This is a genomic window from Streptococcus sp. 2579 (assembly GCF_013277195.1).
GTDB lineage: Bacteria > Bacillota > Bacilli > Lactobacillales > Streptococcaceae > Streptococcus.
Window position 1 is genome coordinate 20,764 of record NZ_VMMM01000012.1, and the last position, 21,174, is coordinate 41,937.

Annotated in this window: 18 protein-coding genes; 16 read left to right on the forward strand and 2 right to left on the reverse strand. The window is 40.9% G+C overall.

What is annotated here, in order from left to right:
- Position 1: 1 nt before the first annotated feature.
- The 4 genes from HT725_RS06760 (at position 2) to HT725_RS06775 (ending at position 4,958) form a co-directional block, all read left to right on the forward strand.
- Entirely contained in the window at positions 2 to 850 is an 849-nt protein-coding gene (locus HT725_RS06760) for a DegV family protein (RefSeq protein ID WP_173253274.1), read from the forward strand.
- Between the two features lie 276 nt (positions 851 to 1,126).
- Positions 1,127 to 1,894, forward strand: a complete 768-nt coding sequence (gene dapB, locus HT725_RS06765; protein ID WP_173253275.1) for a 4-hydroxy-tetrahydrodipicolinate reductase — start codon at positions 1,127 to 1,129, stop codon at positions 1,892 to 1,894.
- On the forward strand, positions 1,891 to 3,090 hold the full coding sequence (locus HT725_RS06770) for a CCA tRNA nucleotidyltransferase (RefSeq protein ID WP_319946284.1): 1,200 nt from the start codon (positions 1,891 to 1,893) through the stop codon (positions 3,088 to 3,090). Before dapB ends, HT725_RS06770 begins: the two co-directional genes overlap by 4 nt.
- Positions 3,087 to 4,958 carry an ABC-F family ATP-binding cassette domain-containing protein gene (locus HT725_RS06775; protein ID WP_173253276.1) on the forward strand — a complete coding sequence of 624 codons (1,872 nt, stop codon included), beginning with the start codon at positions 3,087 to 3,089 and terminating at the stop codon, positions 4,956 to 4,958. Before HT725_RS06770 ends, HT725_RS06775 begins: the two co-directional genes overlap by 4 nt.
- 37 nt (positions 4,959 to 4,995) lie before the next feature.
- On the opposite strand, the gene mntE is transcribed toward HT725_RS06775, so the two are convergent.
- A complete protein-coding gene (gene mntE / locus HT725_RS06780) occupies positions 4,996 to 6,180 on the reverse strand; it encodes a CDF family manganese efflux transporter MntE (RefSeq protein ID WP_112445507.1) in 1,185 nt (394 codons plus the stop codon).
- 159 nt (positions 6,181 to 6,339) lie between these two features.
- On the opposite strand from mntE, the gene HT725_RS10255 reads away from it, so the two are divergent.
- From HT725_RS10255 to yaaA, 7 genes are all read left to right on the forward strand, one after another.
- Positions 6,340 to 7,773 carry a hypothetical protein gene (locus tag HT725_RS10255; RefSeq protein WP_240149615.1) on the forward strand — a complete coding sequence of 478 codons (1,434 nt, stop codon included), beginning with the start codon at positions 6,340 to 6,342 and terminating at the stop codon, positions 7,771 to 7,773.
- 1 nt (position 7,774) lies between these two features.
- Positions 7,775 to 8,746 (forward strand): glycosyltransferase family 2 protein, encoded by a 972-nt coding sequence (locus tag HT725_RS06790; protein ID WP_173253277.1) that lies wholly within the window; start codon positions 7,775 to 7,777, stop codon positions 8,744 to 8,746.
- Positions 8,747 to 8,980: 234 nt separating this feature from the next.
- Positions 8,981 to 11,677 (forward strand): cation-translocating P-type ATPase, encoded by a 2,697-nt coding sequence (locus HT725_RS06795; RefSeq protein ID WP_173253278.1) that lies wholly within the window; start codon positions 8,981 to 8,983, stop codon positions 11,675 to 11,677.
- A gap of 113 nt (positions 11,678 to 11,790) precedes the next feature.
- Entirely contained in the window at positions 11,791 to 12,201 is a 411-nt protein-coding gene (locus HT725_RS06800) for a peptide deformylase (RefSeq protein ID WP_173253279.1), read from the forward strand.
- A gap of 11 nt (positions 12,202 to 12,212) precedes the next feature.
- Positions 12,213 to 13,808 (forward strand): hypothetical protein, encoded by a 1,596-nt coding sequence (locus HT725_RS06805; RefSeq protein WP_173253280.1) that lies wholly within the window; start codon positions 12,213 to 12,215, stop codon positions 13,806 to 13,808.
- A gap of 64 nt (positions 13,809 to 13,872) precedes the next feature.
- A complete protein-coding gene (locus HT725_RS06810; protein WP_173253309.1) occupies positions 13,873 to 14,037 on the forward strand; it encodes a YczI family protein in 165 nt (54 codons plus the stop codon).
- 78 nt (positions 14,038 to 14,115) lie between these two features.
- On the forward strand, positions 14,116 to 14,844 hold the full coding sequence (gene yaaA, locus HT725_RS06815; RefSeq protein ID WP_173253281.1) for a peroxide stress protein YaaA: 729 nt from the start codon (positions 14,116 to 14,118) through the stop codon (positions 14,842 to 14,844).
- Positions 14,845 to 14,967: 123 nt separating this feature from the next.
- Here yaaA and HT725_RS06820 read toward each other — a convergent pair whose 3' ends face one another.
- Positions 14,968 to 15,516: an NADPH-dependent FMN reductase gene (locus HT725_RS06820; protein WP_173253282.1), complete on the reverse strand. Its 549-nt coding sequence runs from the start codon at positions 15,514 to 15,516 to the stop codon at positions 14,968 to 14,970.
- A gap of 416 nt (positions 15,517 to 15,932) precedes the next feature.
- On the opposite strand from HT725_RS06820, the gene HT725_RS06825 reads away from it, so the two are divergent.
- The 5 genes from HT725_RS06825 to asnS all read left to right on the forward strand — a co-directional run bounded on the left by HT725_RS06825 (position 15,933) and on the right by asnS (position 20,815).
- Positions 15,933 to 17,129, forward strand: a complete 1,197-nt coding sequence (locus tag HT725_RS06825; protein ID WP_173253283.1) for an MFS transporter — start codon at positions 15,933 to 15,935, stop codon at positions 17,127 to 17,129.
- A 293-nt stretch (positions 17,130 to 17,422) separates the two neighbouring features.
- Entirely contained in the window at positions 17,423 to 17,911 is a 489-nt protein-coding gene (locus HT725_RS06830) for a DUF5590 domain-containing protein (protein WP_173253284.1), read from the forward strand.
- On the forward strand, positions 17,908 to 19,095 hold the full coding sequence (locus HT725_RS06835) for a pyridoxal phosphate-dependent aminotransferase (RefSeq protein WP_173253285.1): 1,188 nt from the start codon (positions 17,908 to 17,910) through the stop codon (positions 19,093 to 19,095). Before HT725_RS06830 ends, HT725_RS06835 begins: the two co-directional genes overlap by 4 nt.
- Complete coding sequence (locus HT725_RS06840; protein WP_173253286.1) at positions 19,088 to 19,453, forward strand: VOC family protein; 366 nt, start codon at positions 19,088 to 19,090, stop codon at positions 19,451 to 19,453. Before HT725_RS06835 ends, HT725_RS06840 begins: the two co-directional genes overlap by 8 nt.
- Before the next feature lie 18 nt (positions 19,454 to 19,471).
- Positions 19,472 to 20,815: an asparagine--tRNA ligase gene (gene asnS / locus HT725_RS06845; RefSeq protein WP_000167160.1), complete on the forward strand. Its 1,344-nt coding sequence runs from the start codon at positions 19,472 to 19,474 to the stop codon at positions 20,813 to 20,815.
- Positions 20,816 to 21,174 lie beyond the last annotated feature (359 nt).

The following is a 21,174-nucleotide window of genomic DNA, read 5'->3' on the forward strand; positions in this document are numbered from 1 at the left end:
TATGAAACTAGCTGTTATCACAGATTCTTCTGCCTATCTCAGTGCAGAGACCTTGCAAAGAGAAGATTTATTTGTCTTGGATATTCCTGTCAATATTGATGGTGAGGAGTATGTCGAAGGCATCAATCTGACTGCTGAGGAATTTTACCAAAAAATGGCTCAGGCTTCTGAATTGCCTAAGACCAGTCAACCAAGTATTGCCAAGTTAGATGAGATCTTAACTTCGCTCAAAGAACAAGGTTATACACATGCCTTGGGACTGTTCCTATCTTCTGGAATTTCAGGTTTTTACCAAAATATTCAGTATATGGTGGATGACTATGAAGGTTTAACCATTGCTTTCCCAGACACTTTGATTACAAGCGCTCCCCTAGGCATCATGGTTGAAAGCGTCTTTAACTGGCGAGATCAGGGCGATGATTTTGCTATCATTCAGGATAAGCTAGCTATTCAAATCAGCCGTACGTCAGCTTTTATCATGGTAGATGACCTGGATCATTTGGTAAAAGGTGGGCGCCTTTCAAATGGGGCTGCCATTTTGGGCAATTTGCTTAGCATTAAGCCAATCCTTTATTTTAACGATCAAGGTGTGATTGAAGTTTACGAAAAAGTTCGTACGGAAAAGAAAGCAACCAAGCGCTTGATTGAAATCATCAAGGAAACAACGGCTTCAGGCCAATATCGGGTCATTGTCATTCATGGGAATGCTCCTGAAAAGGCTGAAGAATTGCGTCACCACTTGATTGAATCTGGAGTGGGTACGGATATTTCACTAGCTACATTTGGTAGTGTCATTGGAACCCACCTAGGAGCAGGAAGTATTGCTCTAGGTTATATTCCAGTGATTTAGTTGGCACTTTTAGACTAGTCAAGATGCCTTGTATCTTAGCAATTGAACACGGACTACCTGCCTCTTGAAAAAAGATGCCTGTCTTGCCTTTCGTGGCAAGTCAGCGTCATTCCCTATTTTTCATGGGCAGCTAAGGTCCTTTGTATCTTGATAATTGAACACGCCTGGGATCCTGTGTGAAAAAGATAGTTCTTCCAAGGAGTAGACACTTCTTGATCAGAATTCCTATTTTCACTTTGTGTTCTTACAGGCCTTGTATCTTAGACAGGAGTAGAGATGAGTATTCGAGTAATTATTGCTGGTTTTAAGGGAAAGATGGGTCAAGCTGCTTGTCAGATGGTCTTGGCTGATCCAGACTTGGACTTGGTAGCAGTTTTGGATCCTTTTGAGTCTGAGTCAGAATGGCAGGGTATTCCTGTTTTCAAGGATAAGGTTGATTTAGCAGGCTTTGAAGCGGATGTTTGGGTAGATTTTACAGCTCCAGCTGTTGCCTATGAAAATACACGCTTTGCTCTTGAAAATGGCTTTGCTCCAGTAGTTGGAACGACTGGTTTCACAAGTGAAGAAATTGCAGAGCTAAAAGAATTTTCTCGTGCTCAAGATCTGGGTGGCTTAATTGCTCCTAACTTTGCCTTGGGTGCTGTCTTGCTCATGCAATTTGCGATGCAGGCTGCCCAATATTTCCCAAATGTGGAGATTATCGAGCTCCATCATGACAAGAAAAAGGATGCTCCGAGTGGAACAGCTATTAAAACAGCTGAGTTAATGGCAGAAGTTCGAGAGTCTATTCAGCAAGGTGCAGCAGATGAGGAAGAACTCATTGCAGGTGCCCGTGGTGCTGACTTTGATGGCATGCGGATTCACTCAGTTCGTTTACCAGGCTTGGTAGCCCATCAGGAAGTCATCTTTGGCAATCAAGGAGAAGGATTGACCCTCCGTCATGACTCCTATGATCGCAGCTCCTTCATGACAGGGGTGAATTTGGGAATTAAAGAAGTTGTCAAGCGTCATGAGCTTGTCTATGGATTAGAACACTTATTATGAGATTAACGCAAATGCCTTCTGAATTTCAGAAGGCTTTACCAGTATTAGAAAAAATTAAAGAAGCAGGTTTTGAAGCCTATTTTGTTGGGGGCTCTGTTCGTGATGCCCTCCTCAATCGTCCTATCCATGATGTGGATATTGCGACCTCTTCTTATCCCTCAGAAACCAAGCAGATTTTTCCGCGAACAGCCGATATCGGAATCGAGCATGGAACCGTCTTGGTTTTAGATGGGGACGAGGAGTATGAGGTGACTACTTTTCGGACAGAAGATGTCTATGTGGACTATCGTAGACCCAGCGCGGTTTCCTTTGTGCGTTCACTGGAAGAAGACCTTAAGCGCCGTGATTTTACAGTCAACGCCTTTGCCTTGGATGAGACAGGGGAAATCATTGACTTGTTTCATGGTTTAGAGGATTTGGAAAACCAAGTCTTGCGAGCAGTTGGAGTAGCTAGTGAGCGTTTTAACGAAGATGCTCTGCGGATTATGCGTGGTTTCCGTTTTCAGGCCAGCCTTGGCTTTGAACTTGAGCCAGAAACATTTAAAGCTATGAAGACCTTGACGCCGCTTTTGGAGAAAATTTCTGTAGAGCGTACCTTCGTCGAGTTTGATAAACTCTTGCTGTCTCCGTTTTGGAGAAGGGGCTTGGCTTCCATGATTGAGAGTCAAGCTTATGATTATCTCCCTGATATGGCAGCTAGCCAGGACAAGATCAACAGACTATTTGAATTAGAGACCGATTTTACCTTTGAATCCTCTGAACAAGCCTGGGCGGCTTTACTGTGGGTTTTGGAGATTGAAAATGCGCAGCCATTTTTGAAGGCTTGGAAGACCTCACGCCAGTTTGCTAAGCAAGTTCAGGATTTGCTGACTATTTTTGCATTGCGTGAAAAGGGAGAATTGAGCAAGCGAGATTGTTATCGCTTTGACTTGGATTTGCTTTTACAGGCTGAAAATCTTCGTCAGGCTCAAGGAAAAGAAGTTAACCCACAAGCCATCACAGAAATCTATCAGAGTTTGACCATTCATGACAAGAAAGAAATCCAAATCAACGGTGGTATTTTGATCAAGGAATATGGCTATCAGCCGGGCCCAGACTTGGGAGAGATTTTAACAGAGATTGAATATGCCATTGTCGATGGAGAATTGGAAAATGACCGTCAAGCCATCCATGCTTACCTGAGGGAGAAAAAATGAGTGATTTTATCGTTGAAAAACTAAGTAAATCCGTCGGTGATAAGACCGTTTTTAAGGATATTTCCTTTATCATCCATGACTTGGATAGAATTGGTCTAATCGGTGTCAATGGGACTGGCAAGACCACCCTTTTAGATGTTCTTTCTGGTGTTTCTGGCTTTGATGGGGATGTCAGTCCCTTTTCAGCTAAGAATGACTACCAGATTGGTTACTTGACTCAAGATCCTGATTTTGATGATAACAAGACAGTTTTGGATACGGTCCTCTCCAGCGACCTAAAGGAAATCCAGCTTATTCGTGAGTATGAACTCCTCATGCTCAACTATAGTGAGGACAAGCAGGCGCGTTTGGAACGGGTCATGGCAGAAATGGACTCTCTCCAAGCTTGGGAAATTGAGAGTCAGGTCAAGACTGTCCTTAGCAAGCTGGGTATTCAGAACTTATCTACTCCAGTTGGAGAATTGTCAGGTGGTCTAAGAAGACGGGTCCAGTTGGCGCAAGTTTTACTTGGTAATCACGACCTTTTGCTTTTAGATGAGCCGACCAACCATCTGGATATTGCGACTATTGAGTGGCTGACCCTCTTTTTGAAAAATTCCAAGAAGACCGTCCTTTTTATTACCCATGATCGTTATTTCCTAGACGCTTTATCAACACGTATTTTCGAGTTGGACCGAGCAGGATTGACGGAGTATCAGGGTAATTATCAGGATTATGTTCGCCTTAAGGCGGAACAGGACGAGCGCGACGCGGCTCTTCTTCACAAAAAAGAGCAACTTTATAAGCAAGAATTGGCCTGGATGCGCAGACAACCGCAGGCGCGTGCAACCAAGCAGCAGGCTCGTATCAATCGTTTCTACGATTTGAAGAAAGAAGTTTCAGGTGGCGTTGCTGAAACAGATTTGACCATGAACTTTGAAACCAGTCGGATTGGGAAGAAAGTCATCGAGTTTCAGGATGTTTCCTTTGCCTATGAAAACAAGCCTATTTTGCAAGATTTTAATCTCTTAGTTCAGGCCAAAGACCGCATCGGAATCGTTGGGGATAACGGTGTTGGAAAATCAACCCTGCTCAACCTGATTGCAGGCAGTCTTGAGCCGACAGCAGGTCAAGTTGTGATTGGGGAAACAGTTCGCATTGCCTATTTCTCTCAGCAAATTGAGGGCTTGGATGAAAGCAAGCGAGTTATCAATTACCTGCAGGAAGTGGCAGAAGAGGTCAAGACCAGCGGTGGTTCTACGACTTCGATTGCAGAGTTGCTGGAGCAGTTCCTTTTCCCACGTTCGACGCATGGAACCTTGATTGAGAAATTGTCAGGTGGCGAGAAAAAACGTCTTTATCTCCTCAAACTGCTCTTGGAAAAACCAAATGTTCTTCTCTTGGATGAACCGACAAATGACCTAGACATTGCAACCTTGACAGTTTTGGAGAATTTCTTACAAGGCTTTGCAGGTCCTGTCTTGACAGTTAGCCATGACCGCTATTTCTTGGATAAGGTAGCGAACAAGATTCTCGCTTTTGAAGATGGCAAGATTCGTCCTTTCTTTGGTCATTACACCGACTATCTTGATGAAAAATCCTTTGAAACAGAGATGGCCAATCAAGTGCAAAAAGCTGAAAAGGAAAAAGTGGTCAAGGTTCGAGAAGAGAAGAAACGCATGACCTACCAAGAAAAGCAGGAGTGGGCAAGCATTGAAGACGATATTGAAAACTTGGAAAATCGTATTGCTGCTATTGAAGAGGAAATGCAGGCCAATGGTTCCGACTTTGGCAAACTGGCTACTCTCCAAAAAGAACTGGATGAGAAAAACGAAGCACTCCTTGAAAAATACGAACGCTATGAGTATCTAAGTGAATTTGATAGCTAGAAGAATAGAAAAATCCCGTCTCATGGACGGGATTTCTCTATTCTTTTTTGGTTTCTTGATGAAAGATATTTTGCCAAGTTTCGTGGCGTCGCCAGATACTGGTATGAACGATACCATCTAACTCATAGCAGATGAGTTTTGTTTTCTGACTGATGGAAGTGATTTGGATGTCCTTGATAGCAGCATTCAAGTCTTTTTCGGCTTTATAAGCCTCTTTATCCATCTGCTCTCCATCCTGACGAATATAGACAAAATCGTCAGCCAAGAGTTCTTCCAGTTGATTTCCTTGATCAATCAATTGTTCACGCATAAGCAATTTTTTATAGACATTGTCTAAAATTTCATCCTCAGGGATAGGTGCTGGCTCGATATGGACATCGGTGTCAAAGACGCCAAAACGCTCCTCCAGCATAGACTCGACCTGATCCGCGATTTCATGACTCTCAAAAACAGATAAGTCAGGATTCATTTCTAGCGTAATATCAAGGTAAATGTTGCTACCGTAGGTGCGACCTCTTTGCGACTTAACCTTGCTGATCTTGGGAATTTCCATAATGGCCTTTTGATAGTCCTCAAGCAGACGATCGTCAAAGCCATCTGAAAGACTAAAGGAAGACTCGATAAAGATATCATAGGCGGTCTTCAAGATAAAGAAAGTGATGATGATAGCAACCAGTTTATCTACAATCGGATAATTGAAACTGCTAGCTAGGATGGCAATAGTCGTACCAAGTGAGGTAACAGCATCAGAAAGATTGTCCTTGGCGGCAGCCTTTAGTGCCTTGGAGTTGGATTTCTTACTGAGGCGAGTGTTGTAGAGATACACCACAAACATAATCGCTGCAGACATAATTCCTAGAGTTGCACCCAGAGGATCAATGACCGTTTCTTCCCGACTGAGAATCTTTTGAATGGTATCCCTCAGCACATCAAAGCCAACATAAAACATGATGATGGAAGTGATTAAGCTAGCCAAATCTTCAATCTTCCAATGACCAAAACGGTGGTCCCGGTCTGCAGGCTGGCGCGCCATCCGAATGCCAATCAAGAGGGCCACATTTCCAATGATGTCCGAGATGTTATTAAAACCATCGGCCACCAAACTGGATGAATGAAGGAGGTGACCAGTTGCTAATTTGGCTGCAGACAAGATTAAATAGGTTGAAATGCTGATAATGGCTCCACGCTCAGCTAACTTGAGATTTGAGATAGATTGCTTCATTCAACTTCCTTTCTAGTCATATAGCATTCTACCATTATACTGGTTTTCAAGGGAAAATTCAAATAGGATGGATAAAATTAAGAAAATACAAAGCAGAAAATACTTTTTTTTTTAGGAAATATGATAGACTGATAAAGTGAAAAGTTGAGGTGAATAAAATTGAAAAAAATGAGTATTTTAGCGATGAGTATTTCTTTGCTCTTTACTGTTTTAGTCTGGTTCTCGATGGTAACAAATGTCAAACAAGGGATACCGTTTTCAGATGCTAGTATTTTTGAATATTTTGGGTATGCAATGAATCGAGGAGAATTGATGTATGCAAACCTATTTGATCATAAGGGGCCAGTCGTTTTTTTACTGAATTACCTAGGATATCTTATTGGTGGTGCGTTAGGAATTAAATTTTTATACCTATTTTGCACATTTCTATTCTTTATAGCTAGCTATAAGATTTCAAGGTTATTTACTGGAAATAAGCAAACAATTTTAACTTTAGCAATTATCTTTATAATTTATGAGTATTTTTTTGATGGCGGTTGGAGTTTAGAAGGTTTTATTTTACCTTTTTTGGCTTATTCATTATACATTTTTTTAAAACTGTTTATACAAAATGATTTCAGCAAAAATGATATCATAGCATCAGGTGCATTTTTCTCTATTGTATTTTTTACGAAAGCAAATATGATAGGGATTTGGCTTGTATTTTGTATTTATGTATTGATTGATTTCATACTTAAGAAAGCATACAGGGACTTGTTTTCTTTGATAGGATTATTTTTCGTTGGAATATTAATACCAACTATCCCTTTGTGCTTATATCTGTTATCAAAGGGCATCTTTATTGAAATGGTATACCAGTCGATTGGAATTAATTTTATTTATACTACAGAGTCTAATAACGTTTCGATGTATGAGATTATCAGATGGTACATTTCTCAAACAAATCTCTTAAGTCTTAATTTATTGATGTTATTTTCCTTGATACCACTGTGGAAGAAATTTGGAATAAAATCAATCTTCTATCATTTTGTTTTTATTGTTTGTTTACTTCTGGCTCTTATCTCAAAAAGAAGCTATGGTCATTACATTTTAGTAATGCTCCCGATTTTGATTCCATATATTTCCTATTTATTTCATAGCATATCCAAGAAAATGTCTTTTCAAGTATTTTTTGTCTTATTCTTAGGATTTATTATTGTATACCAGAATGATGTAAAATCCATCATGAAAAGTATGAATACAAGATATCTGAATAGATCTGAGAAACAGCAACGCGTTGCTAGCTATATAGAGAAAAATACGTCGATGGATGACCGAATTTATACACACCGTCAAAATGGAACAATTTATTTGTATAGTGAACGGCTAGCTAGTACAAAATTTTTCTTCATCCCAGCTGTGACAGATGATCGAGTTATTATTGATGAGTTTAAAAAATCTATACAAGAAAATCCTCCTATCTATATTGTATTTGATACTGAATGGGATTATGGTAAGAGGACTGACTCTTTTATTAAGGATTATATTAAAGTAAATTATCACTTAGAAAAACAGATTGATACAGCTATGATTTATAGAAAAGGAGGAGAATAGCATGAGCAGGAAAAAGCCAATTTTATATATAGTTATTCCATGTTATAATGAAGAGCAAGTCTTACCGTATACTAATCCAATGTTTGTTGAAAAAATTGAACAATTAGTAAAGAAAGAAGAAATACATCCCCATAGTAAAATCATGTATGTAAATAATGGTAGTAAGGATCAGACTTGGGAACTGATAGAAAGTTATGCTAAAACCATCCCTTCTGTAGTTGGCGTGTCACAAAGTCGTAATAGGGGGCATCAGAGTAGCGTTCTTGCAGGGATGTATGAGGCTATTCAGTTTGCTGATATTATCATTACCATTGATGCCGATGGACAAGATGATATTAACTGCATGGATAAGATGATTTCTGAGTATAAAAGTGGTTCTGAAATTGTCTATGGTGTACGTGATAACCGTGATACGGACTCTGCCTTTAAACGAATTACAGCCGAAGGGTTTTATAAGGTGTTACGCCTATTTGGAGCAGAAGTTGTTTTCAATCATGCCGACTATAGATTGGTATCAAAAAGATTTTTGCAGGAGTTAGAGAGGTTCCAAGAAGTTAATCTTTTTCTTCGTGGTTTAATGCCTTTAGTTGGTTTTAAATATTCTTACGTTTCATATAAGCGCCATGAACGAATTGCTGGTGAGAGCCACTATCCACTATCTAAAATGCTTGGTTTGGCTATGGATGGTATTACCAGTTTATCAATCAAACCGATTCGTTTGATTACAAGTCTTGGGGTCTTGACATCACTCTTTAGCTTTCTGTTGATTATTTGGGTTTTATGGAGTAAGTTTGCTGGTACGGTTGTGGCAGGCTGGGCAAGCACCTATGCAATAGTTAGCCTACTTGGTGGAGTACAATTGATTAGTTTGGGAGTAATTGGTGAGTATATTGGAAAGATTTACCTAGAAACGAAACGTCGTCCTAGATATATTATCAGTGAACGTACTTTTGATAAGGATAGAATTTTATAGAATCTTTACTCTTTGAAAATTTTTCAAAATTTGGTATAATAGTACTACTCAAGGGAGTAGCTGGCAGAAACCTGTGATAGTGTCGTCATTCCGAATTTTATACTGAAAAGTATGCTTTCCGGCACTATCTTAAACAGCGAGACTTGTTATGATTAACAGGTCTCTTTTTGTTTGTCGTGAAAAGATATGACAGAAAGAGAGTCTGTTTTGCACACAATGTCAAGGAGGAGACACATGTCAAAAGAACAAAAACGCCAAGCGTTTTATACTCAGAGTCCTGAAGAGGTCTTGCAGGCTGTGGATGCGACCGAGCAAGGTTTGTCATCAAGTGAGGCGGAAAAGCGCCTTGCCGAATTTGGCCACAATGAACTCGAAGAAGGCGAGAAACGATCAATCCTGGTCAAATTCATCGAGCAATTTAAGGATTTGATGATTATTATCCTAGTTGCAGCAGCAATCTTGTCAGTCGTGACTTCTGGTGGGGAAGATATCGCAGATGCCATTATCATCTTAGCCGTGGTAATCATCAACGCTGCCTTTGGTGTTTACCAAGAAGGGAAAGCAGAAGAAGCTATCGAAGCCCTCAAATCCATGTCTAGTCCAGCTGCCCGCGTTCTTCGCGATGGGCATATGGCGGAGATTGATTCTAAAGAATTGGTACCAGGCGATATCGTTGCCCTTGAAGCAGGTGATGTTGTACCAGCAGACTTACGTTTACTAGAAGCCAACTCTCTTAAAATTGAAGAAGCAGCTCTTACAGGTGAGTCTGTTCCAGTCGAAAAAGACTTATCAGTAGAATTGGCTTCAGATGCTGGTATTGGTGACCGTGTCAATATGGCCTTCCAAAACTCAAATGTGACTTATGGTCGTGGTCTTGGTGTTGTTGTCAATACAGGTATGTACACGGAAGTTGGTCATATTGCTGGCATGCTTCAAGATGCGGATGAGACGGATACACCACTCAAACAAAACTTGAACAACCTTTCTAAGGTCTTGACCTATGCTATCTTGGTCATTGCCCTTGTTACTTTTGTAGTCGGTGTTTTCATTCAAGGCAAAAATCCACTTGGTGAGTTGATGACCTCTGTTGCGCTTGCCGTTGCAGCCATTCCAGAAGGGCTTCCAGCTATCGTAACTATCGTTCTTGCTCTTGGTACTCAAGTGTTGGCCAAACGAAACTCTATCGTTCGTAAGTTGCCGGCAGTAGAAACACTTGGTTCAACTGAAATCATTGCTTCTGATAAGACTGGTACGCTGACTATGAACAAGATGACAGTCGAAAAAGTCTTTTACGATGCGGTTCTACATGACTCAGCTGATGACATTGAACTGGGTCTTGAAATGCCCCTTCTACGTTCAGTTGTCTTGGCTAATGATACGAAAATCGATGTGGAAGGCAACCTGATTGGTGACCCAACCGAAACAGCCTTTATCCAATATGCCTTGGACAAGGGCTACGATGTTAAAGGTTTCTTAGAGAAATATCCTCGTGTGGCTGAGTTGCCATTTGACTCTGAACGTAAGCTCATGTCAACAGTTCATCCACTTGCAGATGGACGCTTCCTCGTAGCTGTTAAAGGTGCGCCAGACCAACTTTTGAAACGTTGTGTTCTTCGTGATAAGGCTGGGGATATTGCTCCGATTGACGAGAAGGTTACAAACCTCATTCACACAAACAACTCTGAAATGGCTCACCAAGCCTTGCGTGTCCTTGCAGGTGCTTATAAGATTATTGACAGCATTCCAGAAAATCTCACTTCTGAAGAACTTGAAAATGATTTAATCTTTACTGGTTTGATTGGAATGATTGATCCTGAACGTCCGGAAGCTGCTGAGGCTGTTCATGTGGCTAAGGAAGCTGGAATCCGTCCAATCATGATTACAGGTGACCATCAAGATACTGCAGAAGCTATTGCCAAACGTTTGGGAATCATTGACGCAAACGATACAGAAGTTCACGTTTTAACTGGTGCTGAACTCAATGAATTGTCAGATGAAGACTTTGAAAAAGTAGTTGGTCAATACTCTGTTTATGCCCGTGTGTCTCCAGAGCACAAAGTTCGTATCGTGAAGGCTTGGCAAAAACAAGGTAAAGTCGTTGCCATGACAGGTGACGGTGTCAATGATGCGCCAGCCCTGAAAACAGCAGACATCGGTATCGGTATGGGAATCACTGGTACAGAGGTTTCTAAAGGGGCTTCAGACATGATTCTTGCTGACGACAACTTTGCGACTATCATCGTTGCAGTTGAAGAAGGACGTAAGGTCTTCTCAAATATTCAAAAGACGATTCAGTACCTACTTTCTGCCAATACTGCTGAAGTATTAACCATCTTCCTATCAACCTTGTTTGGTTGGGATGTCTTGCAGCCAGTTCATCTCTTGTGGATCAACTTGGTAACGGATACCTTCCCAGCTATCGCTCTAGGTGTTGAGCCAGCTGAGCCTGGTGTCATGAACCATAAACCACGTGGACGCAAGGCAAGCTTCTTCTCAGGTGGTGTTTTGAGTTCTATCATCTATCAAGGTGTACTTCAAGCAGCTATTGTTATGAGTGTTTATGGACTTGCGATTGCTTACCCAGTTCACGTGGGTGACAATCATGCCATTCACGCAGATGCCCTTACTATGGCCTTTGCAACACTTGGTTTGATTCAGCTCTTCCATGCCTACAATGTGAAATCTGTTTATCAATCCATCTTGACAGTTGGCCCATTCAAGTCTAAGACCTTCAACTGGTCTATCTTGGTATCCTTCATCCTTCTCATGGCAACAATTGTTGTAGAACCGCTTGAAGGAATCTTCCATGTAACTAAACTAGACTTGTCACAATGGGGAATCGTTATGGGCGGAAGCTTCTCAATGATTATCATCGTCGAAATCGTTAAGTTTATTCAACGCAAACTTGGTTTTGATAAGAATGCGATTTAAAAAAAGTCATCTTCGGATGGCTTTTTGCTACAGTTGAGGGAAAGAGCTTGCAGTTATCGGCTTTTGTGCTATAATTGCTATAATATAGTAAAAAGTAAGAGGAGTGTGAGGAAGTGGAAAAGAAAATTGTAAAGGATATTTTGTTTTTATCTCAGGTGTCTCAGCCAGCAAGTCAGGAAGACCTTTATCTTGCCAGAGATTTGCAAGATACACTCTTAGCAAATCGTGAGACCTGTGTCGGTCTGGCTGCCAATATGATTGGGGTGCAGAAGCGCGTGATTATTTTTAATCTTGGCTTGGTTCCTGTGGTCATGTTTAATCCTGTTCTCAAGTCTTTTTCAGAACCTTATGAGACAGAGGAAGGCTGTTTGTCCTTGACAGGTGTGAGACCCACTAAGCGTTATGAAACCATAAGGGTTGCCTATCGTGACAGCAAGTGGCAGGAACAGACCATTACCTTGACAGGCTTCCCAGCTCAGATTTGCCAGCATGAACTGGATCATTTGGAAGGACGAATCATTTAGGAGGAAAGCAAATGAAACGGATAGTCTTTGAACTTATTTTTATCGCAACGACCTGGTATATCTTTTTACCGCCCCTTAACCTGACCAGCTGGGAATTTCTCTTCTTCCTCTGTGGGCATTTGTTAGTTGTGGCAATCTTATTTGGATTTGGCAAGGGGATAAACCTTGTCAAAACGGTTCATGTGCGCCACGGTAAGGCGGAAGCTACCTTAAATCTAGAGGGTTTCAAAATCAATCGGTTAGGGAAAATCCTTTTAGCTTCTATTGGAGGAATTCTTCTCTTAGCAGCCTTGGTTTCCTTGGTGACTTCCAGCATTTTTCAGGCTAAAAATTATGCCAATGTAGTCACGGTTACGGAAAAAGACTTTACTGAATTTCCTAAGACTGACACCAGTAAGGTTCCTATTTTAGATAGAAGTACTGCTGAAAAAATTGGGGACCGCTACTTGGGTTCTCTAACCGATAAGGTGTCGCAATACGTAGCGGCAGATACCTATACCCAATTGACGATTGATGGGAAACCTTATCGAGTTACACCACTAGAATACGCAGATCCTATCAAATGGTTTAACAATCAAGCCAAGGGAATCGGCGAGTATATCAAGGTGGACATGGTAACTGGTAATGCGGACTTGGTGGACTTGAAGACACCAATCAAGTATTCGGACTCGGAGTATTTTAACCGTGATGTCAAGCGTCACCTGCGCTTGAAGTACCCAACTAAAATCTTCAAGACTCCATCTTTTGAGGTGGACGATGAGGGCAATCCTTTCTATGTAGCAACGGTTTACCAAAAGCAATTTGGACTGGCGGTTCCTCGTCCTGTTTCAGTCATTATCTTGGATGCTACAAATGGAGAAACCAAGGAATACAGCTTGGCAGATGTTCCGGAATGGGTGGACAGGGTTTATCCAGCTGAGGAAACCATTGAGCAAATCAACTACAACGGCAAGTACAAGGACGGTTTCTGGAATGCAATGATTTCCAAGAAAAACGTGACCCAGACTACCAAGGGCTATAATTACTTGTCTATCGGTAATGACATCTACCTCTACACAGGTGTGACATCGGCCAATGCAGATGAAAGTAATCTTGGTTTCATCCTTGAAAATATGCGAACAGGAGAAATCACGAAGTATAGCTTGGCTTCTGCGACCGAAGAATCAGCCCGTGAATCAGCCGAAGGTGCTGTTCAGGAGAAATCCTACAAGGCGACCTTCCCAATCCTCATCAACCTCAATAACAAGCCTCTCTACATCATGGGCTTGAAGGACAATGCTGGCTTGGTCAAAGAGTATGCTCTGGTAGATGCAGTCGAGTACCAAAACGTTATCGTAGCTACTACAGTAGAAGAACTGCTCAGCAAGTACGCCAATAAAAACGATCTTGAAATTGACAATGCAACCACAGAAAGCATCAAGGGAGTAGTAGCAGACCTCAAATCAGCTGTTATCAAGGGCGATACCGTCTACTTCTTTAAAGTTGATGGCAAGATTTACAAGGTCAAGGCCTCTGTATCAGATGACCTCCCTTACCTTGAAAATGGTAAAACCTTCGAAGGTCAAGTAGGAAAAGACAATTATCTCAAGACCTTTAAAGTACAGTAAAAAAGGTTTATTTAAGAAATATATGTTATAATAAGGTAAATTAAGCCTAATGGAGGACAAAGAAATGGGTTTTTATGTGATGGTTGCTTCAATGCTACTTGGATTGTTCGCTTTGAAGCTCGGTTTTTCTCAGTTCAAGGAGAAAAAAGATAAATTCTTATCTATCTTAACAAGCTTGGCTGGCACAGCCCTTGTTCTCGTATCTATCTGGTTAGGATGGCCAAAATAAATAGAGAAGCCTCGGTCAAACCGAGGTTTTTCAGATGAATTTCTTGGTTGTGGTTAAAAAATATGCTACACTATCAATATGAAAATTTTAATCCCAACAGCAAAAGAAATGAACACAGATTTGCCAAGTATTGAAGCCACTCCTTTAAAACCAGAAAGTCAGGCTGTGCTGGATGCCTTGGCACTCTATTCTGCTAGTCAATTGGAGAGTTTTTACAAGGTATCAGCTGAGAAGGCTGAGGAAGCATTTCAAAATATCCAAGCTTTGAAAAGGCAAACTGCTCAACACTATCCAGCCTTGAAACTTTTTGATGGGCTGATGTATCGCCATATCAAGCGAGATAAATTGACCGAGGCAGAACAAGCCTATCTTGAAAATCATGTCTTCATTACCTCGGCTTTGTACGGTGTTGTTCCAGCCTTGTCACCTATGGCACCTCACCGTTTGGACTTTTTGATGAAGTTAAAAGTCGCAGGTAAGACTTTGAAGAGCCATTGGAAGGCAGCCTATGATGAAGCTCTGAATGATGAAGACCTAATTTTCTCTCTCTTGTCATCCGAGTTTGAGACGGTATTTTCTAAGGAAATCAGAGAAAAAATGGTGACCTTCAAATTCATGGAGGATAGAGGAGATCAGCTGAAGATTCACTCAACCATTTCTAAGAAAGCGCGTGGAGCCTTCCTGACAGCTCTGATAGAAAATCAAGTACAGACGGTTGAGGAAGCTCGTCGCTTAAGCGTTGCAGGATTTAACTACCGAGAAGATTTGTCACAGCCACAGGAATTGGTTTTTGTTAAGGAAGTATAGAAATCAGATATTTTGTATTTGACAATATGTATCATCAGCTATTTTAGTTTATAAATGAAAAAAGCGAACAAGCTAGTCTTCTGAGTGTCAGAAGACTAGTCTTGTTCGCTTTTGTTATGTTAGTTACTTAATAGCATTAACCAAGTCTTCCGCTTGTTTTTCAAGTGAGTTTAGGACTGTTTCTTCAAGAACCAATTTTCCGTCTGCCCAGGCAGAGTCATTGACACGTGCAGCAGTGAAATCACCAACGATTTGTGTACGGATAAATGGCAAGAGGTCTTTGTAAATAGCGAAGAGTTGATCGTGACCTGCATTGGCTACAGATGATACTGTGACAAACTTGTCTTGGAGGGCAGAAGCGCCACGTGTATCAGACAAGTCAAGGGCACGAGATAGCCAATCAAGCAAGTTCTTCACTGTTCCAGGGATAGAGAAGTTGTAGACTGGAGAGAAGATCCAGATGGCATCAGCAGCGAGAACCGCTTCACGAGCAGCAGCTACAGCTGGGTGAGTTGGAACTTCCAAATCTTGGCTGAAGAGAGGAACAGCTGAATAATCAAGGTAGCTAACTTCCGCTTTACCAGCAAGTGCTTTCTCAGCTTCGAGGGCCATTTGGTGGTTGAAAGAACCTTGGCGTAGTGATCCGACGATAAATAATACTTTTTTAGACATGATGTGTCTCCTTTTTCTTAAAATTTCGACAACTCTCTAGTTGTTATAAAACATATTACAACAAAATAAAGCAACTTGCAAGAAATTTGCTCAAAGATAAGTAAAACTATAAAATTGCCGAAACTCTAGTCACTTGCTACTGAAAAAGTAAGAACTGTTTTTTGGATTTTAGTTTTCTTTGATTTTCGCAGAGCATTCCTATATTCTCTTGTAATATGATGACATAAGTGCTAAAATAAACGAGAAACTCGAAAAAGAAACCGTAGAACGGTTATTTTCCGGTATCATTTCATAAATCATTAAAGGAACAATAATGGCATTGAAGAATGCTTCTAAAAGGAGTGGAGATCATGTAAGGCACAGATTAACAAGTGACGGACAAAAGAAATAATAATACACTTGTTAAAGGAGAAAAGATGTTAATAAGAAATTATCGGAAAAATATTGGCCTGATGGCCGGAGTTGAGTTTTTTGCATTTTTAGGGATTACCAGTTTTTGGATTCTCTTTCTCAGTCAAAATGGCATGTCTCTTTGGCAGATTGGACTTCTGGAAAGTATTTTTCATACGACCAGTCTTCTCTGTGAAATTCCATCTGGTATGTTAGCTGACCGCTATTCCTATAAGACCAACCTTTATTTAAGTAGAATAGCAGGAATTGTGTCCTCTATTCTTATGTTGGCTGGGCAGGGGAATTTTTGGATTTATGCACTAGCTATGGCGGTGAGTGCCTTATCTTATAATTTTGATTCAGGAACAAGCGCAGCAATGGTCTATGACTCGGCTGTAGAGGCTGGACTAAAGGAGCGTTACCTATCCATTTCAAGCTTCCTATCAGGAGTGTCAGAAGGAACTCAGTATTTGGGAACAGTGTTGGCAGGATTTTTCGTTCATGGCCAATTGCACCTGACCTACTATATCATGATTGCCACTTCTATCATAGTTCTTTTCCTGATTTGGATGCTGAAAGAACCTAGTGTCAAGCTAGAAAAAGCTGATAGTGTGAGCATGAAACAGATTATTTGGACCGTTAAGGATGAGTTGAAGCGAAATCCCATGCTGTTCAACTGGATGATTTTGTCTCAGATTGTCGGAGTACTCATGTGCATGTTTTATTTTTACTATCAAAATCAGTTACCAGATTTAAGTAGTTGGCAAATTTCAGCAGTTATGCTACTTGGTAGTCTCTTGAATATCGTCGCAGTCTATCTAGCGAGTAAGATTGGAAAGAAATATGCCGCCTTGAAGCTTTTCCCTATCCTCGTCCTGCTGACTGGCGTCACCTATATGTTGTCCTACTTTGGAACACCTCTAATCTATATTTTGGTCTATTTGATTAGTAATGCTCTATATGCTCTTTTTCAGCCGATTTTTGACAATGATTTGCAAGAGCGCCTTCCAAGTGAAGTAAGGGCAACCATGCTGAGTGTCTATTCTATGATGTTTAGCCTCAGTATGATTGTCTTCTTCCCACTGACAGGCTGGTTGATTGATCATTTAGGCTTTGTGCTAACATTTCTTTATCTAGGATTCTTTTTAGTCATGATTAGCCTTCTATTGCCTGTATTTTTAGGAAAAATGGCTAAAAGAATAGATGATAAAATGATTCCATAGATTAAAAGAACTTCTAAAAACTTGAGTGCCAAAGCTCAAGTTTTTTAATAGGTTGATTTCGGAGCTGTCTTTACTTTTCTTGCTCGGTTTTAATCAAGAAAAATCTGTTTTGTTTAAAGGAAGAAATAGAATTGGTTTCTTATACTCAATGAAAATCAAAGAGCAAACTAGGAAGCAAGCCGCAGACAGTACTTGGGTACGGCAAGGCGACGCTGACAAAGTTTGAATTGGATTTTCGCAGAGTATTCTTATATTCACTTGTAATAAAGCAAGATAGATGGTAAAATAGACGAGTGAAAAAAAGACAAAACAAAGCAAAAAATAATCTACTGTGGCAGTATGGTCTAGGGATGACGATTTTGTTTGTGGTTATCAGTGCTTCCTTTCTGTATCTGGTTTCTCTTGGCATGAAACCTTATCAAACAGCTAAAAGTGAAGGAGAAAAATTAGCTCAGCAGTATGCAGGATTAGAGCAGGCTGATCAGGTTGATTTATACAATGGCTTAGAATCTTATTATAGCGTTCTTGGTCGCAATAAAAAACAAGAAGTACTTGCTGTCCTGATTGGAAAAGATGACCATAAGATTTACGTTTATCAGCTAAATCAAGGTGTTTCACAAGAAAAAGCAGAAGCCGTTTCTAAGGAAAAAGGAGCTGGCGAGATTGACAAAATTACCTTTGGTCGTTATCAAGACAAACCAATCTGGGAAGTCAAGTCAGGATCTGATTTTTATCTAGTAGATTTTGAAACAGGAGCATTGGTCAATAAGGAGGGCCTATGAAACTATCCAATCGTGTTTTAGAAATGGAAGAAAGTGTGACTCTGGCTAGTGATGCAAGAGCAAAGAAGTTAAAGGCTGAAGGAAAAGATGTACTTTTCTTAACTTTAGGTCAGCCCGATTTCCATACTCCCAAAAATATTCAAGATGCAGCTGTTGCAGCCATTCGAGATGGACGTGCTTCTTTCTATACGGTAGCTTCAGGTTTGCCTGAGTTAAAAGCAGCAGTCAATACCTATTTTGAGCGTTATTATGGTTATTCCGTAGCGGCCAACGAAGTCACATTTGCTACAGGTGCCAAGTTCTCCCTCTATACTTTCTTTATGGCTGTAATCAATCCTTTAGATGAGGTTATTATTCCAACTCCATACTGGGTTAGCTATGGAGACCAGGTCAAGATGGCAGAAGGCGTTCCCGTCTTTGTTCCTGCTAAGGAAGACAATCACTTTAAGGTGACCGTAGAGCAGTTGGAAGCAGCTCGTACTGACAAGACCAAGGTTTTGGTGCTGAATTCGCCATCCAATCCGACAGGTATGATCTATACTCGTGAAGAATTACTAGCTATCGGAAATTGGGCAGTTGAGCATGACATTCTGATTTTAGCTGATGATATATACGGTCGCCTTGTTTATAATGGAAATGAATTTGTTCCAATCTCAAGTCTATCAGAAGCAATTCGTAAGCAAACCATTGTTATCAACGGTGTATCTAAGGCATATGCCATGACGGGTTGGCGAGTTGGTTATGCGGTAGGTGATCCAGAAATCATTGCTGCTATGAGCAAATTGACAGGTCAAACAACTTCTAACCTAACTGCTGTTTCACAATATGCAACCATCGAAGCCTTAACAGGACCACAGGATTCTGTTGAGATCATGCGTCAGGCTTTTGAGGAGCGACTAAACACCATCTATCCCCTTCTTGCTGAGGTGCCTGGATTTGAAGTAGTCAAACCGCAAGGAGCTTTCTATCTCTTTCCAAATGTCAAAAAAGCTATGGAGATGAAAGGTTATAGCGATGTAACAGCATTTACAACGGCTATTCTTGAAGAAGTTGGTCTGGCCTTGATTACAGGAGCAGGATTCGGAGCACCAGAAAATGTGCGCCTCAGTTATGCGACAGACCTAGACACGCTTAAAGAAGCTGTTAAACGCTTGAAAGCATTTATGGGTAGTGAGAATGATTGATCATTTTGAAATTAAGGTAAAGGATTTACAAATTTCAGAAGGATTTTATAGGAGCTTTCTCGCTCCTTTGGGCTATAAATTGGCTTTTAAGACTAGTTCTCTAATCAGTTTTCATGCCCCAAATAGCCCTCATCCTGGTGGAGATTTTTGGCTGGCTCAGGGGACACAAGACCCTATTCACTTTGCTTTCTTAGCAGAAAATAAGGAAGAGGTTCAAGCTTGTTATGAGGCTGGCTTAGAGGCAGGTGGGCGAGACAATGGGGCCCCTGGTTATCGCAGTGAGCATCCGATTTACTACGCTGCTTTTATGATTGACCCAGATGGGAACAATATAGAAGTGGTTTGCCATAAAGAATAAAAAAGAAAAGGAAAAACAATGACAAAACGTGTAACGATTATTGATGTAAAAGACTATGTTGGTCAGGAAGTGACGATTGGCGCTTGGGTTGCCAACAAATCAGGAAAAGGGAAAATTGCCTTCTTGCAATTGCGTGATGGAACAGCCTTCTTTCAAGGTGTAGCCTTTAAACCAAACTTTGTCGAAAAATTTGGTGAAGAAGTGGGGCTTGAGAAGTTTGATGTTATCAAACGCTTGAGTCAAGAAACTTCTGTTTATGTGACAGGGATTGTCAAAGAAGACGAACGTTCTAAGTTTGGCTATGAGTTGGATATTACAGACATCGAAGTGATTGGTGAATCTCAAGACTACCCAATCACACCAAAAGAACACGGAACAGACTTCTTGATGGACAACCGTCACTTGTGGCTTCGTTCTCGTAAGCAAGTAGCGGTGATGCAAATTCGTAACGCTATTATCTATGCAACTTATGAGTTCTTCGATAAGAACGGCTTCATGAAATTTGATAGCCCAATCCTTTCAGGAAATGCGGCTGAAGATTCAACAGAACTCTTTGAAACTGACTACTTCGGAACGCCAGCCTACTTGAGCCAATCAGGTCAGCTTTACCTAGAAGCAGGGGCTATGGCTCTTGGTCGTGTCTTTGACTTTGGTCCAGTATTCCGTGCTGAAAAATCAAAAACACGCCGTCACTTGACTGAGTTCTGGATGATGGATGCTGAGTACTCATACTTGACACATGATGAGTCGCTTGACTTGCAAGAAGCTTATGTGAAAGCTCTTCTACAAGGTGTTCTTGATCGCGCGCCTCAAGCCTTGGAAACCTTGGAACGTGATACAGAGCTCTTGAAACGCTACATTGCAGAGCCCTTCAAACGCATCACTTATGATCAAGCCATCGACCTCTTGCAAGAGCATGAGAATGATGAAGATGCTGACTACGAACATCTTGAGCATGGTGATGACTTTGGTTCACCACATGAAACTTGGATTTCAAACCACTTTGGTGTGCCAACATTTGTCATGAACTATCCAGCAGCCATCAAGGCCTTCTACATGAAACCAGTTCCTGGAAATCCAGAGCGCGTACTTTGTGCAGACTTGCTTGCTCCAGAAGGCTATGGAGAAATTATCGGTGGGTCTATGCGTGAGGAAGACTACGATGCCCTTGTCGCTAAGATGGATGAACTTGGTATGGATCGTACAGAGTACGAATTCTACCTTGACCTTCGTAAATACGGTACAGTTCCACACGGTGGATTTGGTATCGGTATCGAACGTATGGTAACCTTCGCGGCAGGAACAAAACACATCCGTGAAGCCATTCCATTCCCACGTATGTTGCACCGTATTAAACCATAAGAATAGGAAAACGCCCATGTGGCGTTTTTTTCATAGAAATCTCTGGAAGCGAAAGGAAATATTATCAGGCATAGTGGATTGAAATAAGACAAAAGCGGGTTTTTGCCCAGCCTTTAGTGCTCTTAGAGTTCGAGTCATAGCTAATCTTCTGAAGGTTTTAACAAATAATACTCTTCGAAAATCTCTTCAAACCACGTCAGCGTCGCCTTACCGTACTCAAGTACAGATTGCGGCTAGCTTCCTAGTTTGCTCTTTAATTTTCATTGAGTATAAGAAGAAAATTTTAGATTTTTAGTTACGTCATAATGTTTGATTTGTAGATAAAAAAAGAGTATAATAAATTAAGTCCATTTAAAATA

Bases quoted from the DNA above. Each gene is read 5' to 3' on its own strand.
- HT725_RS06760 (WP_173253274.1), top strand. From the start codon at position 2: ATGAAACTAGCTGTTATCACAGATTCTTCTGCCTATCTCAGTGCAGAG.
- dapB (WP_173253275.1), top strand. From the start codon at position 1,127: ATGAGTATTCGAGTAATTATTGCTGGTTTTAAGGGAAAGATGGGTCAA.
- HT725_RS06770 (WP_319946284.1), top strand. From the start codon at position 1,891: ATGAGATTAACGCAAATGCCTTCTGAATTTCAGAAGGCTTTACCAGTA.
- HT725_RS06775 (WP_173253276.1), top strand. From the start codon at position 3,087: ATGAGTGATTTTATCGTTGAAAAACTAAGTAAATCCGTCGGTGATAAG.
- mntE (WP_112445507.1), bottom strand. From the start codon at position 6,180: ATGAAGCAATCTATCTCAAATCTCAAGTTAGCTGAGCGTGGAGCCATT.
- HT725_RS06790 (WP_173253277.1), top strand. From the start codon at position 7,775: ATGAGCAGGAAAAAGCCAATTTTATATATAGTTATTCCATGTTATAAT.
- HT725_RS06795 (WP_173253278.1), top strand. From the start codon at position 8,981: ATGTCAAAAGAACAAAAACGCCAAGCGTTTTATACTCAGAGTCCTGAA.
- HT725_RS06805 (WP_173253280.1), top strand. From the start codon at position 12,213: ATGAAACGGATAGTCTTTGAACTTATTTTTATCGCAACGACCTGGTAT.
- HT725_RS06810 (WP_173253309.1), top strand. From the start codon at position 13,873: ATGGGTTTTTATGTGATGGTTGCTTCAATGCTACTTGGATTGTTCGCT.
- yaaA (WP_173253281.1), top strand. From the start codon at position 14,116: ATGAAAATTTTAATCCCAACAGCAAAAGAAATGAACACAGATTTGCCA.
- HT725_RS06820 (WP_173253282.1), bottom strand. From the start codon at position 15,516: ATGTCTAAAAAAGTATTATTTATCGTCGGATCACTACGCCAAGGTTCT.
- HT725_RS06825 (WP_173253283.1), top strand. From the start codon at position 15,933: ATGTTAATAAGAAATTATCGGAAAAATATTGGCCTGATGGCCGGAGTT.
- HT725_RS06835 (WP_173253285.1), top strand. From the start codon at position 17,908: ATGAAACTATCCAATCGTGTTTTAGAAATGGAAGAAAGTGTGACTCTG.
- HT725_RS06840 (WP_173253286.1), top strand. From the start codon at position 19,088: ATGATTGATCATTTTGAAATTAAGGTAAAGGATTTACAAATTTCAGAA.
- asnS (WP_000167160.1), top strand. From the start codon at position 19,472: ATGACAAAACGTGTAACGATTATTGATGTAAAAGACTATGTTGGTCAG.